At 36.6% G+C, this 15,416-nt stretch carries 10 protein-coding genes; 6 read left to right on the forward strand and 4 right to left on the reverse strand.

The annotated features are described in order from the left end of the window. Positions 1-64: 64 nt before the first annotated feature. Complete coding sequence (mutL, locus tag BMF77_RS01800) at positions 65-1,732, reverse strand: DNA mismatch repair endonuclease MutL (protein WP_148760179.1); 1,668 nt, start codon at positions 1,730-1,732, stop codon at positions 65-67. 178 nt (positions 1,733-1,910) lie between these two features. Between mutL and BMF77_RS01805 the strand changes: the two genes are divergently transcribed. Further along, positions 1,911-2,246, forward strand: a complete 336-nt coding sequence (locus tag BMF77_RS01805) for a rhodanese-like domain-containing protein (protein WP_015080187.1) — start codon at positions 1,911-1,913, stop codon at positions 2,244-2,246. Between the two features lie 229 nt (positions 2,247-2,475). Here BMF77_RS01805 and BMF77_RS01810 read toward each other — a convergent pair whose 3' ends face one another. Further along, a complete protein-coding gene (locus tag BMF77_RS01810; protein ID WP_148760181.1) occupies positions 2,476-3,486 on the reverse strand; it encodes an adenosine deaminase in 1,011 nt (336 codons plus the stop codon). 225 nt (positions 3,487-3,711) lie between these two features. Here BMF77_RS01810 and BMF77_RS01815 point away from each other — a divergent pair, with 225 nt between their 5' ends. Then, entirely contained in the window at positions 3,712-4,170 is a 459-nt protein-coding gene (locus BMF77_RS01815) for a pentapeptide repeat-containing protein (protein ID WP_148760183.1), read from the forward strand. A gap of 97 nt (positions 4,171-4,267) precedes the next feature. Here the strand turns inward: BMF77_RS01815 and metK are convergent, their stop codons facing one another. After that, on the reverse strand, positions 4,268-5,509 hold the full coding sequence (metK, locus tag BMF77_RS01820; RefSeq protein WP_015080190.1) for a methionine adenosyltransferase: 1,242 nt from the start codon (positions 5,507-5,509) through the stop codon (positions 4,268-4,270). Between the two features lie 460 nt (positions 5,510-5,969). On the opposite strand from metK, the gene BMF77_RS01830 reads away from it, so the two are divergent. The 3 genes from BMF77_RS01830 (at position 5,970) to BMF77_RS01840 (ending at position 11,148) form a co-directional block, all read left to right on the forward strand. Then, on the forward strand, positions 5,970-7,622 hold the full coding sequence (locus BMF77_RS01830; protein WP_148760185.1) for an AAA-like domain-containing protein: 1,653 nt from the start codon (positions 5,970-5,972) through the stop codon (positions 7,620-7,622). A gap of 125 nt (positions 7,623-7,747) precedes the next feature. Then, positions 7,748-10,294: an AAA-like domain-containing protein gene (locus tag BMF77_RS01835; RefSeq protein ID WP_148760187.1), complete on the forward strand. Its 2,547-nt coding sequence runs from the start codon at positions 7,748-7,750 to the stop codon at positions 10,292-10,294. 458 nt (positions 10,295-10,752) lie between these two features. Continuing rightward, positions 10,753-11,148, forward strand: coding sequence for a CU044_2847 family protein (locus tag BMF77_RS01840; RefSeq protein WP_148760188.1), 396 nt, complete (start codon positions 10,753-10,755; stop codon positions 11,146-11,148). A gap of 964 nt (positions 11,149-12,112) precedes the next feature. Here BMF77_RS01840 and BMF77_RS01845 read toward each other — a convergent pair. Beyond that, the gene (locus BMF77_RS01845) at positions 12,113-13,114 is read right to left on the reverse strand and encodes a phosphoribulokinase (RefSeq protein ID WP_148760190.1); all 1,002 of its coding nucleotides are present in this window, start codon (positions 13,112-13,114) and stop codon (positions 12,113-12,115) included. An 830-nt stretch (positions 13,115-13,944) separates the two neighbouring features. Here BMF77_RS01845 and petH point away from each other — a divergent pair. Then, positions 13,945-15,336 carry a ferredoxin--NADP reductase gene (gene petH / locus BMF77_RS01850; RefSeq protein ID WP_148760192.1) on the forward strand — a complete coding sequence of 464 codons (1,392 nt, stop codon included), beginning with the start codon at positions 13,945-13,947 and terminating at the stop codon, positions 15,334-15,336. Positions 15,337-15,416 lie beyond the last annotated feature (80 nt).

Below are 15,416 nucleotides of genomic sequence, written 5' to 3' on the forward strand. Positions count from 1 at the left end.
AGGAAATGGACAAGGTATTGCTAAAGACACTGAGTTTTACGCTTACCGGATGTCTCTATAAGCTTCAAATCCCATGACTTTTCCCAATTACCCAATTCCGGCGAAAAAACCGCGCTAATGCCGATTCTTCTAAAGATAAATAAATTGGTCTACCATGAGGACAGGTCCGCGGGTTGCGGGTTTGTTGCCAATTATCTAATAAGGTCTGCATTTCTGGTAAACTCATTTTTGTACCATTGCGAATTGCACTCCGACAAGCAACAGCAACTTGAGCAGTTTGTAAATCTCCTCCCCAACTTAACTCTAAAATGGCATCAGCAGCATCTTCTCGTTGTTTTAACATATTAGGGATGTTTCGCACTGCCCAAAGTTTATCACCAAAAGGTTCAATATCTAAACCAATCCGTTGTAATTGGGAAACCTGCGCTGGTGATAATTGATAAATAATAATTGGAGTTTCCACAGGGACTAATTGCCAATTATCACATAATTGTTCATATAATACTCGTTCATGGGCTATATGTTGTTCTACTAGCCACATTCCTCCAGAATGTTCAGCCACAATATAAGTATTACTGACTTGAGCAATAGCTTTTAAATAATTTTGATTTTCATTACTTTGGAAATTTTGAGAACTTTGAGAATTGAAATTATATTCACCTTTAGATTCTGCTACTTTTAATAAATTACTAACTCTGGTTGTGTGAACAGATTCTTTTATATTAGTTTCCGAAATCCGCAATGATTTATTAATGGCTTCAGTAATTTGTTCTTGCCAAAAAGGTAGTTCATTCAGATAAATTTCTGTTTTCGCAGGGTTACGATTCCAGTTAATTTGTTCAGGGGAAATAGTTAAATGTAAAAAACAAACAGGATAGCGATCGCGTGGTAATGTTTTATGAAAAGCTGAAAATATTGTCTGTTCTAATTCCGGTGATTTAATTATTCTGCCATTAATTGCCACTTTCACCCAATCAGGACGATGACGATGACATCTATCGGGTAATCCTATCACTAAATGCAAAGACCAATTTTCCCGATTGGGGATTTCTAAATTCACCTCATGTAAATCATCTTGTCGGACTTGGGTGAGAATCTGGGGAATCAGTTTTCCCACAGTTAATGCGGGACAAATCGTAAACCATTCTTTATCATTTTGCCAAACTTGATAATTAACATGAGGATGACATAAAGCTATTTGTTGAATTATCCCTTGTACAGCTTTTAATTGCTGATTTGTCGGAGGTAAACCTTGACGACGGTTTTCACAATTAGCAAATAAATTATTAACTGTTACGACAGTACCAGGAGCGATCGCCGCAAAGTCTACTTCTGTTACTTCTCCTTCATTATTATAATTAATTCGCCAGCCTTCACTTCCCCCTAAAGGACGACTTAAAACTTCTAAATTTGCCAGAGTTGTTAAACTATGTAAAGCCTCACCCCGAAACCCCAAACTGTTAATCTTCCATAAGTCTGCACTAGAATGAATCTTACTGGTACTATGTGCAGTTGCGGCTTGTTGCAAATCATCCAAATTCATCCCATGACCATTATCAGCCACCCGAACTCGCCACAGTTGCGGCCATAAAGAAACAACAATGCGCGTTGCCCCAGCATCAAGAGAATTTTCCACCAACTCCCTGACAACAGCTACCAAAGAATCAATTACTTCTCCTGCCGTAATTAAATATACAACTTCTGTTGGTAAAGCTTGAATAGTAGATACCATAGGAGGAATTAACAATTAAAAATTAAAAATTAAGTATTTTTTGCATCTAGAGAACATTAGCTTACAATATTATGATTACAAAAGATTAACTTTTAGAATCTGCTGTCATTCTAAAGAAATCCGCATTAAGAAGAGATATTTGGTAGATTTCTGATGATATTAGCCGCAGAAAAAACTTATGAGTATTGATTTAGTTGCTGATGTTAATGACTTAAAGACAAGTCTTCAATGGGGTCAACCTGCTTTTACAATTATTGATGTGCGCGATCGCTCAACATACAATCATAGCCGCATCACAGGAGCGATTTCTATCCCCCTCAATGACTTAGAATCTCGCGCCCAAATATCCCTCTACAGAGAACGCCAAATCTATGTTTATGGCGAAAATGACAGCCAATCAGCCCAAGCTGTGAGAACCTTACAATTCCTCGGTTTTACCACAGTAGCTGAACTGGGCGGTGGCTTATCAGCCTGGAAATCCATTGGTGGTGCTACAGAAGGCGTAGAAGGTTAAATCTTGAGGAGTCAGGAGTCAGGAGTCAGGAGTCAGGAGAAAGAAAAAAATTTCGGCGTTGCTGATTAAGGGTATGAATTTTAGTCTCACGCAAAGGCGCAAAGACGCACTGAGGTAAGAGTTTTAAAGGTTTAATTTGGGAATTTCATACCTCAATTCAGCAACGCCAAAATTTCTTCCCTGTTCCCTGTTCCCTGTTCCCTGTTCCCTGTTCCCTGTTCCCTGTTCCCTACTTCAACAACCCAGTTAACAAAGATGCTGGACGTTGACTGTGAGGCCAAGCAAAAGCATGGCGGAAAGCTGCATCTTGACAAGCTTGTAATTGTTGAAAATTAATAATGTCGTAAGTCAAAAGATTTTCATATTCAAACGGGAGACGCATATTATGTAATCCCGCATTATCCGTACAAATAGCGATATCAACTCCCGCTGCAAAACAGCGGTCAAAAACTAACTTGAGTTGGCGAATATCCTGTAAAGTTCCTGTTTTCAAGTAAGTTGTCGGACAAACTTCTAAACATTGTCCTCTTCTGGCAATTTCTGGCAGCAATTCAGGATATAAAAGCGGAATTTGGATACCGTGACCAATTCGCATTAAATAGGGTAACAATTCGGGATAACAACCATCCTTAGTTTCATAAAGATGCCCCGTGGTGTTAATACCCAGTGAATGGGCGTAATTATATAAACTGATCCATTCTGCCATTCTTTGGGCATAATAGCGATCGCCACCAGCCATATCTACCGCACAGACATATTCTCTATTTTGCGCCGCCAAATCAATAATTGCCTTATTTACCTCAAAAGATAAACGGGAGTGCATACAAAGAATTTGACTAGTAACAATGGGATATTCGGGTACATGACTAGATTTACCCACAACATCTACAATCTCCGCCATCTTATCAATTCTTTCCTCTTGACTCAAATGTTCAGGAGTTCGTAAATAGGGAGTATAGCGTAATTCCAAATAAGCCAAATTCTCAAAAATATATGCACCGCGTAATAAGCGGTAAATAAAGTAAGGTAAAGTCTCCACCGTTTGCACACTTTCCACAAGGGTATGCAATTCTAGATATTCATCCAAAGTATTACGAGGACGAGTATAAAAATCTTCAAACTCTGCATATTCACCAAAGCGAGAAATCAACTCAGTATTATGACGCTGGAAATATCGCCATAGGACACGAGGGACAACGGAACCACCTAAATGCCGATGTAATTCTGCATATAAAGCCATAGTGGTATTTCACCAGAAAAATTTCATCAATCTTAACAAAAACCACTATAAAAAACTAGGACTTACGAATTGACAAAGTTTACCACTTGTCTATTCCCAATTGCTGATTTATAAAAAGAAATATCAAGCTTGTAGTTTAAATCAACATTTTTTCGCCAATTAGTGAGATAATGAGTTCGTGAGGACAAGAACAGACATAACTATATTGTGAGAGGGGGAAATTGTATGAAACTTCAACTATTAGCCGCTATGGCCTTAATAACTCCCCTGTTTCTAGCTAATTCAGTTCAAGCTGGAAGCCAAAAAGATTTACAGAAACTTTTGTCAACTAGAGAATGTATCCAGTGTGATCTATCAGGACTCAACCTCAGTGGCACTCATCTAATTGGTGCAGACTTGCGAGGCGCAAATCTTCAGGGTGCTAACCTTACAAATGCTAACTTAGAAGGTGCTGACTTGACCGGAGCAAACTTAGCAGGTGCTAACTTAACATCAGCCTTTGTTACCAACGTCAATTTGAAAAAAGCTAACTTAAACGGCGCAAATCTTACCCGCGCCACAGTCAATGATTCCAACGTCTATCAAGCATCAATGGACAATCTTAACATTACCGATGCTGGCATATATAACACAGGGATTGGTATTGGTGGCGAAGATGGAGCTATGTTCCCTGATTGGGATTAAGTAGATTAACTTAGCTAATCCTTAAAAAAGAGAAAGAGGTTATAGATAATTAAATTGTCTATAACCTCAAAGTAAATCTTGTTATCAAACTAACTGATTAAGCAAACGCCGCTTTCTTTAAAACATCCACCTTATCAGTGTGTTCCCAAGGTAAATCCAAATCCGTTCTTCCTAAATGACCATAAGCTGCAACGTCCTGATAAAAACGTCCGCCTCTTTCACTTGGTAAGTTACGTAAATTGAACACATGGATAATTCCCGCTGGACGGAGTTCAAAGTTTTCTTTGACTAAGTTCAACAGAATTTCATCATCCACTTTACCTGTACCGAAAGTATCAACAAAGATACTGACAGGACGCGCTACACCAATGGCGTAACTTAGCTGCACTTCACATTTTTCTGCTAACCCAGCCGCAACAATATTTTTTGCTGCATAACGAGCCGCATAAGCCGCAGAACGATCTACTTTCGTGGGGTCTTTACCGGAGAATGCACCACCACCATGTCGAGAATAACCACCGTAGGTATCAACAATGATTTTCCGTCCTGTTAAACCGGAATCTCCTTGGGGTCCACCAATGACAAACTTACCAGTGGGGTTAACTAAAAACTTGGTTTCCTCACTTGGTTTGATAGCAATATCACCAAATATAGGTTCTACTACTTCTGTCCACAGGTCAGCCTTAATCTTAGCCTGTACCCCAGCATCATCGGTAATATCCCCAATGGTAGCTGTATGTTGGGTAGAAATTAAGATGGTGTCAATGCCTACAGGTTTGCCATCTTCATAAACGATGGTAACTTGGGTTTTACCATCAGGGCGCAGATAAGGGAGAATACCAGCTTTGCGAACTCCTGCCAATCTTCGGGCAATGCGGTGTGCTAAACTGATTGGTAAAGGCATCAGTTCTGGGGTTTCGTTACAAGCAAAACCAAACATGATCCCTTGATCACCAGCGCCGATTTTATCGAATAGTTCTTCACTATCCTCGGTTCTGGCTTCTTTAGCAGTATTTACACCTTGAGCAATATCCGCTGACTGTTCATCCAAGGCAATTAGAACACTAGCGCTATCCGCAGAAAAGCCGTTACCAGCGTCAGTATAGCCAATTTCCGCAATTTTTTTACGGGCAAGATGGACATAATTGACATGAGCTTTAGTGGTAATTTCTCCAGTAATTAGCACCAAACCAGTATTGACTACAACTTCTGCTGCTACACGGCTATTAGGGTCTTCTGCTAATAGCGCGTCAATGATGGTATCCGAGATTTGATCACAAATTTTATCTGGATGACCTTCTGTAACTGACTCGGAAGTAAATAAATAGCGTCGAGACAAAGGAATTTCCTCCTGATAGATTCTTTTCACTAATGAAATACATTAGTTACTAATTTCTGAAATCATAACAATAATTACAGTTTTTGCAATAAGTATCTTTTATCCCAGTGTCTAAAGGCTTGTATGTATAACAAGAGGCACTCAGATCCCCGACTTCTTTGAGAAGTCGGGGATATTGTTGTTGAAGTTCTAAGAGGATGTTTTAAAAGTTTTTAATGTGTAAACAGACCCCTCTCCAAACCTCTCCCCTGGTAGGGGAGAGGCTTTAAAAACCCCATTCCCTTGTAGGGAAGGGGGGAAGGGGGGTTAGGTTTTTGGAGATTATGGGTTTCATATAATACTTTTCAAACAACCTCTAAATAGCCTGAGATTTGATCACCGTTACGGTTTTGGTAACTATAAAGGATACAATACTTCACATACACAGTATTGGTAACTATATCTTTATAAAACGACGGTGATGAAAAAAATTCTTATTTTAACCGCTAACCCCACCAACACAAAACCGTTGCGTGTAAGTGAGGAAGTCAGGGAAATCAAAAGTGCTTGGGAGCGTTCCCAAAACCGTGAACAATTTGAAATTATTGTGGAAGAAGCAGTCCGTCCTCAAGAATTTCGTCGTACCCTATTAGATCATAAGCCAGATATTGTGCATTTCTCAGGACATGGTGGAGGAGAACAGGGTTTAGCTTTAATGGCAGATAATGGAGAAGCCTTTTTAGTTAAAGTTGCTCCTTTAGCTAAATTGTTTAAAGCATTACAAGAAATCTTTTTTATTGATTGTGTTTTTCTCAATGCTTGTTATTCAGATGTACAAGCAGAAGGTATTTATCCTTATGTTAATTATGTCGTCGGGATGAATCAAAAAATTGGTGATCAAGCCGCTAAACAATTTGCTATTGGTTTCTACGATACTTTATTTGCAGGACAATCAATTAAAAGTGCTTTTGATTTAGGATGTAATGCCATTGAAATGGAAAATATTCCAGAGCATTTAACTCCGGTTTTGAGGACAAAAGATGCAACGACTAAAAAAGCTATTATTCAGGGTGTACCTGAGTCGAAATCTGAACCTATTCAACCAAGAGATATTAATATTCCTTTTGAAAATTTAGATGGTCAAGTTCCTCTAAATTCCCCTTTCTATGTTGAACGTCCTCCCATTGAGGCTAACTGTTATACTGCTATTGTAAAACCTGGGGCATTAATTAGGATTAAAGCACCTCGACAAATGGGGAAAACTTCATTAATGAGTAGGATTTTACATCAAGGAGAAAAGCAAGGTTATCAAACAGGATTTATTAATTTATGGAGTCGAGAATTATTTAAAAATCTGGATAGTTTTTTAGAGTCTTTTTGTGCCAATGTCAGTTTAGAATTAGGGATTGAAGAAAAGATAGATCAATATTGGAAACCTCAACGTTATAGCAGTCAAACTAATTGTACAAATTATTTCCAATCCTATCTTTTAAAAGAATTGAAACAGCCTGTAATTCTAGGATTAGATGAGGTAGATAGAATCTTTCAATATAGTGAAATCGCTGATGAATTTTTCACTATGTTACGTTCATGGCATGAAAAAGGCAAAAATAATGAAACTTGGCAAAAACTGAGATTAGTTATTTCCCATTCTCAGGAAGTTTATATTTCTTTGGATGTGAATAAATCTCCTTTTAATGTGGGTTTACCAATTGATTTAAATAAGTTTAGTTTAGCACAGGTTCAGGATTTAGTTAAACGACATGGATTACAATGGTCAGATACAGAAGTTAATCAATTAATGGGGATGATTGACGGTCATCCTTATTTGGTGAGAACGGCATTATATCATATTGCCACTAACGACTTAACTTTAAAGCAATTTTTAGAAATTGCTCCCACTGAAGAAGGATTATATGAAGACCATTTGTATCGTCATCTTTTAATTTTGGAAGAAAATAAACAACTAAAATCAGCTATGTTAAAATTGGTTAATAGTGATGATGCCGTTACCTTAGAACCGATTTATGCTTTTAAATTAAAAAGCATGGGATTGGCAGAATCAAAAGGTAATAAGGTAATTCCACTATGTAATTTATATCGGCTTTATTTTGGCGATCGCTTGCAATATTAATAGATATCATTTAAAATGATGACAATCAAATAAATCTAACCACTGATAATTGGTAATTGGTGATAAAATCCCCATTCTCATCCTGTTTATCCTTTAATCCTGGAAATCCTGATTCAGACATAAAAATGGAAAATTTAAACTCAGTGAATTATGAATATCAAGTAGGTGGTTCGCTCCCAGCTTCTGCTCCTACTTATGTTACCAGAAAAGCCGATAATGAACTATATCAGGCTATAAAAAAGCGAGAATTTTGTTATGTGTTAAATTCTCGACAAATGGGTAAATCTTCTTTAAGAGTTCAAACAATGAAACGACTTAAAGAAGTAGATGGATTTGCTTGTGCTGCTATTGATTTAACTGAATTTGGTTCAGCTAATATTACCCCTTTACAATGGTATTCAGGAATTATTAATGAATTAATTAATACCTTTGAATTAAATGAAAAATGTGATATAGACAGTTGGTGGGATAAATATGATCAAGAATCTTTGTCTGCGGTAAATTTCTTTGGTAATTTTCTGCGAGATATTCTTTTAAAATATGTTGATTCAAATATCGTTATTTTTATAGATGAAATTGATAGTATCATCAGTTTACAGTTTAATATAGATGATTTTTTCGCTTTAATTCGCTCTTTTTATAATCGTCGAGTTGATAATGTTGAATATAATCGTCTGAGTTTTGTGTTATTAGGAGTAGCTACTCCCAGCGATTTAATTCAAGATAAAACGCGGACTCCTTTTAATATTGGTTATGGCGTAGAATTAACAGGTTTTACTTTTGCAGAATCTCAAGCATTAGCAAAGGGATTGAGTGTTAAAACCAATCACCCAGAAAAGTTATTAGAATTAATTTTAAATTGGACTGGAGGACAACCTTTTTTAACTCAAAAAATATGTAATTTAGTTTTAAATGATCCCTCCCAAACCCCCTTAGAAAGTGGGGAGTATGCAGAATGGTTAGAAAATTTAATCAGAACTAACATTATTGAAAATTGGCAAGCAAAAGATGAACCGGAACATTTACGCACTATTGAAAGACGGATTTTAATTGATGAACAAATGGCAGGTGAATTATTAGATATTTATCAAAAGATTTATCAACTGGGAGAAGTGGTTAGTCAGAATACTGGAGAGGAAGGAAAGTTACAGTTGTCGGGTTTGGTGGTAAAAAGAAATAATCATTTACAAGTTTATAATCCCATTTATCGAGAGGTGTTTAATCAACAATGGATTGATAGTCAATTAGCTGCTTTACGTCCCTATTCTGAAGCATTTAGGGCGTGGTATAATTCAGGTTGTCAGGATAGTTCTTGGTTATTACGAGGAAATGCTTTAAAAACAGCAGAAGCATGGGCAGAATCTAAGAATGTAAGTTTTCAAGATAAACAATTTTTAGCCGCTTCTCGTCAGCAGGAAATTGAAGAAGAAATCAATGAAAGGGAAAAGGAAGCTGAGTTAGAAAGGGAAAGAAAGGAGAAAGAAGCCGCAGAAAGAGCAAGAATTATTGAGGAAGAAGCTAGAAAAAAAGCAGAAAAACAATTAAAGAAAGCTAAAAAAACAGGAGGATTAGTTTTATCTATTAGTGTAGGTTTCGCTATAGTTTTTGGAATAACCGCATTTATAGCAAAACAAAATACTACGAAAATGGAACAAAATATTTCTAAAATCAGAGAACTATCAGCAGTAGCTTCTCAACTTCAACAAACAGGACAAAATAATGAAGCTAATCAATTTTTAAATATTGCAGGTTTGGTTTTACAAGAAAAAATCAAAAACCAAGAACTTAAAGAAGCTTTGTTAGATAGTTCTCTGGTTTTAGGATATGAATCTTTAAAAACAAAAAAGGAGAAAAATCCACAATTAGAATCAAAATATAACAAAGCTAAAGAAGACTTGAATAAAAGTTTTGAAAAATTACCAAAAGAAAATAATTTCGATAAAAATGACCGCAGCTATTTAGCAACTCTAGTTTATATTTATTATGTAAAAGGTAAATTAGGAAAATCATTAAATAATTATAAAATAGCATTAGCTAAATATGATATTCTCAAATCTCAATTAAAATCTTCTAATACTAATTTATTTGAGTTAGTCCTCAATATTCTCTACAATGGTAATGCTGATATTGTGGCTTCACTTTATCGTCAACTTAATGATTTAGATAAATCAAATACAGTTTATTATGAATCTTTAAAAGCACATTTATTAGATGAATTAGACTATTTAATGAAGCAAAATAGATGGAAAGATGCAGATTTAAAAAATTCGGAGTTTGTTTCATTTTTCGCTAAAGGTAAATTAAGTTTTAAAAACCTTCAATGTCAGGATTTAAAAAAAGTAGATAATTTATGGGTTACAAACTCAAACGGAAAATTCGGTTTTAGCGTTCAGAAAAAAATATTTATAAAAACAGGCACTTTAGATTTTGACTCGAAAAGGGGAACATTTACAAAATGGAGCAAAGATGGGTATAATAGTTTTGGCGAAAAGGTGGGATGGAAGAAGGGCAAAGAGGATATTGATTGGATAGAATGGAAAGAACTACCCGTTTGGGGTATTATAGAAAAAAATAATAATTTAGATAGTGTGAGGAGGGGTACGTTACCAAGGTGGAGTTTTGGCGTGAACCACCCTTCTTCCTGGCAGAGACTTGTAGATTGTAGTATATAAGCCATGAATCATGCAAATATATTGATTATCAGACAAGTAGTTTTCTACAATTTCTGCCCCTAACTCATTTTTGAAAAAAGCAATTAAAGCACAAGCATCTAAAATAATATTCATCTTGCTAATTTTCCAAAGCAATCTCTATCTGTTTCTTACCTGCAAAATCATCGCTACTTGTCGCCAGATTAGAATACTTCCCTCGTAATGAATGAATTATAACTTGCTTAGTTTCCTCTTCTCTTCTTTTGCGGAGTATTTCAAATAGAAAATCTTGATCTTCTTTTGGGTTATCTCGTTCCTAGTCTCTGACTAGGAATGCAGTTAATGAGGCTCTGCCTCTAATTTGATTGAAGACAGAGCCTTCTAGAATTCATTCCCAGTCAGAAACCGGTAACGAGATAAACCGAGAACCGCTAGATGATAATATAAATACTAACTTAATTAAAAGATAATTTACCTTTATGTCACAACTAACGCCGATTCAATTAGAAGACGGAACAATTATTTATATCGAAGCATCAGAAAATATTGCTGTATCTATTCCCCAACCTCCAAAAAATGAGAACCTAGATTTTCTAATTCCCACCCCTGAACAAGCAGACCGCGGTTTTGCCTTAGAAAAACTGAATGAAAAACTGAATATTAAAGAACAGGGAGACAAACTCCAAAAAACTATTCAATCCTATTCAAAACATATTATTCAATCCTTCAAAGATTTAGCTTTAGCCGAAGTTTCTGAAGTTACATTAGAATTTGGGGTTAATGTCGGAGGAATGACAGGAATCCCTTATATTGTCACAGGAGAAACCAGCAGTAATATCAAAATTACTGTGAAATGTAAATTTAATCAGAAATAAATTTTGTCAGAATCAGGATATCCACCGACAGGGGAAACCAGGGGAAACGCATCTAAATTTTATTGACAAAATACCATTTTTGTGTATAAACGAAAGAATCGGTATTTATCGTTTGATGGATTTTTTCAGAGTCATCGTGATGGTTTAAATTATTGTCAATAAGTAGACATTAATGCAAATTTTTGGGTCATTATTGAGATTAAATAGTCCTTATTGATAAGATGCGTTTCCCCTGCAGGGGAAACGCATCTAAATTTTATTGACAAAATACCATTTTTGTGTATAAACGAAAGAATCGGTATTTATCGTTTGATGGATTTTTTCAGAGTCATCGTGATGGTTTAAATTATTGTCAATAAGTAGACATTAATGCAAATTTTTGGGTCATTATTGAGATTAAATAGTCCTTATTGATAAGATGCGTTTCCCCTGTATCCACCGATTAAAGGATTTACAGGATGTTATTGTTGAATTAGTCTAGGAATTTTCGGTATTCTAGTGTTTAGAGAATGTTGTTTATTTTAGGCATTTACTAGATATTCTTTTTCACTTATCATCATAATCCTTAATTCTGCCACAATCAAATAATATCCAAATAACAATCCTGTCAATCCTCAAATCCTGGACATCCTGATTCAGACAAAATATTCACTTAATTCTGCCACAATCAAATAATATCCAAATAACAATCCTGTCAATCCTCAAATCCTGGACATCCTGATTCAGACAAAATATTCACTTAATTCTACTAATATCAAAATAATATCCAAATAACAATCCCGCAAATCCTCAAATCCTGGACATCCTGATTCAGACAAAATATTCACTTAATTCTGCCACAATCAAATAATATCCAAATAACAATCCTGCAAATCCTCAAATCCTGGACATCCTGATTCAGACAAAAAAGAGGGAACACATTCAACTGTTCCCTCCACTAATTTTTGACACAAATACTGCTGTTTTAGACTTGAACTGCTAGTTTTGCTTCTTTAGCTGTCAACTGTTCATAAGCAGCACGCATTTTCAACCCTGTCAATACTTGGAATAAACCAGTACCATTATTAGAACCTGGATATTCACGGTGTTGTAGTAACAAGTGAGTCATCTCACCTTGATATTTAGTGGATGTTTTGCTCAAATGAGTTTCGATGTAAATTATTTCATCGAGGTTATCAAATTGACCATCTACTTCTAAAACTGAGACGTAACGACCATAGTAAACATCAGAACCGTAGTAAAGTTGCATACCGGGGTAAGAACAGGTCAGTTTGCGTCCGCAAGGAGTCCACTGAATTGTTGAACCTTCGTCAAACAGGTAGCTGGGTTCAAAGCCTTCTTTATCTTCCCGTTGTAACATCCGTACCCGCAAAACTTTACGTTCTGTATCGTTTTTAATTAAGTTTGTGGGTAATACTTGCAGAACCACGTCAGCAAATTCTCTTTGCGGTTCGATGAATTTTTCAAAATCAGGTTTACGAGAATTGATTTGTGCGAGAACATCTTCATAGCGGTGGCCTCTTTCAGCCATATCCCGTTGGATTTTCCAAGCAATTTTGACTTCATCACTGATATCAAAGTAAACGCTGAAGTCTAGAAGCGCTCTTACCCGTTCGTCATACAAGGGATGTAGCCCTTCTACGACGATAATATGATTTGGCTCAATCCATTCTGGTGGATCAATCATACCTGTCTCGTGGTTATAAATCGGCTTATGTATTTTTTGACCTTCTTTGAGAGCTTTAATTTGCTCATACATTAAGTCAAAGTTATTTGCTCTGGGATCAAGTGCAGTTATGCCTGTTTCTTTACGTTGTTTACGATCTAGGCTATGATAGTCATCTAAACAGATAACTGTCATAAATTCTTCGCCAAATAAATCAATCAACCGACGCAAAAACGTAGATTTACCGCACCCAGAGTCTCCGGCTACTCCAATTAGTACCACGCGTTCCGGCTTAGTCATAAATTCCCTCTAAATACTAAATGTGTCAATCAATAATTTTTCTCACAGCAGATTTTGAATCTAGGAGCTTACCCCAAAAGTATCGTCCCACGTTCTGGCTATCCAGCATAACGATGACAGATTTAAACAAATAACTTATCCGCCTATAGCAGTTACTCGTCCTAATTAGCCTAATTTTATAGCTGGTAAGTATTTAATCTTAGTGTTGCCCTAAATTTTAACAGAAGGGGTGTACTCTCACAAGACTTATGCTCAGAAAGAATTTAGTTCTCTAGCAATTATCTGTTTAACATTCTGCCACAGATGATACATTTTTTTTAGATTTGAGAGAAAATAGGAGTTAGGACTTCGACTTCGCTCAGTGACCAGTCAGAAGAAAGAAGGAAAAAAATAGGTTAGCGCACTGTCATGCTAGAATGGGACAAGTGGTTTTATTTCAGTAACCAAACAAGGTTATAATATACTCTTTAGGGATATTTTCTGAATGGAAAGGCTTGTCCTCATACCCAGGATTTTTGTAGTGCCAATATACTATAAAATCCTGTTTTGACAAGTCTCAAACTATGTATTTTCGGAAAAAAAGATTAAAGTGATTCACTATTAACATTCTCGCAAAGACTTATCCTCTAATTTAGAAGGTGAACAGGTGTGTTTTTTGCCATACCTACTGGTCTTGGGCGAGTGGACAGAGCAAGGCATCATGATGAATGATGTTGTTTTCCCAGATGGCTAGTTTTGTGATCCGAAAATCCGGTAAACTAAAGCTCGCAGAAGGATGGGAATGATTTTTTTTGATAAACGGTTAAGTAAATATCGGAGTGGTATAAGGAATGTACAATCAAGGTGCTGTTGAGGGTGCTGCCAATATAGAATCAGGTAGCCGCGTCTTCGTTTACGAAGTGATGGGTTTGCGTCAGACTGAAGAAACTGATCAGACCAACTACCCCATTCGTAAAAGTGGCAGTGTATTCATCAGAGTACCTTACAACCGCATGAATCAAGAAATGCGACGGATCACTCGCCTGGGCGGTAAAATTGTTAGTATCCAACCTGTTACAGCTTTAGAGCAAGTCAACGGCAAAGTTGAATTGGTAGCTGCTGAGATTACAGTTAGCAGAGATTCACAGCCAGTCAACGAAATAGTTGAATTAGCAACTGCTGACATTCCCGTTAGCACAGAAGTTAAAGCTGAGGTAAATGCTAATGAAGAGGAACATGGTAAAGCCACACCTGTAAGTAATGCTAGTGAAGCTAAAGGCTTTGCTAAATCACCAGCTAAGGAGAAAAAAGGCCAGACCATGACTCAAGCAAAAGCTAAAAAAGATGCTCATGCTGATGTTCCTGTGAACATTTATCGTCCTAATGCTCCGTTTATTGGTAAGTGTATTTCTAATGAAACCTTAGTTAAAGAGGGCGGAATTGGGATTGTTCAACATCTCAAGTTTGACCTATCTGCCGGCAACTTGCGGTATTTAGAAGGTCAAAGTATCGGGATTATTCCTCCTGGCGTAGATAAAAATGGTAAGCCGGAAAAACTCAGACTGTACTCCATTGCTTCTACTCGTCACGGCGATAATCTCGATGATAAAACAATATCCCTATGTGTTCGGCAGTTAGAGTACAAGCATCCAGAAACAGGTGAAACAGTTTATGGTGTTTGTTCTAGCTATCTGACTAAAATCAAACCAGGTGATGATGTTAAAATCACAGGTCCTGTTGGTAAAGAAATGTTATTACCTGAAGATCCTGAAGCTAATGTAATCATGTTAGCAACAGGTACAGGGATTGCACCAATGCGGACTTACCTGTGGCGGATGTTTAAGGATGCAGAAAGAAAAGCTAACCCAGAATATCAATTTAAAGGATTTTCTTGGTTGCTGTTTGGTGTGCCAACATCTCCCAATATTCTTTATAAAGAAGAATTGGAAGCAATGCAAGAGAAATATCCCAAAAACTTCCGTCTTACCTATGCTATCAGCCGGGAACAAAATAATCCCGCAGGTGGCAGAATGTATATCCAAGACCGAGTTGCGGAACACGCTGATGAATTGTGGCAGTTGATTAAAAACGAAAAAACCCACACTTACATCTGCGGTTTGCGCGGTATGGAAGATGGTATTGATGCAGCTTTAAGTGCTGCTGCGGCAAAAGAAGGTGTAGTTTGGAGTGATTACCAAAAAAACCTCAAGAAAGCCCACCGCTGGCACGTAGAAACATACTAATTTGTTATTGGTCAGTGGTCATTTGTTATTGGTCATTGGTTATTAGACAATTAAAAGCAGATAATTAGTAGGTAGGGCTG

This window comes from Dolichospermum sp. UHCC 0315A, from assembly GCF_008121535.1.
GTDB lineage: Bacteria > Cyanobacteriota > Cyanobacteriia > Cyanobacteriales > Nostocaceae > Dolichospermum > Dolichospermum lemmermannii.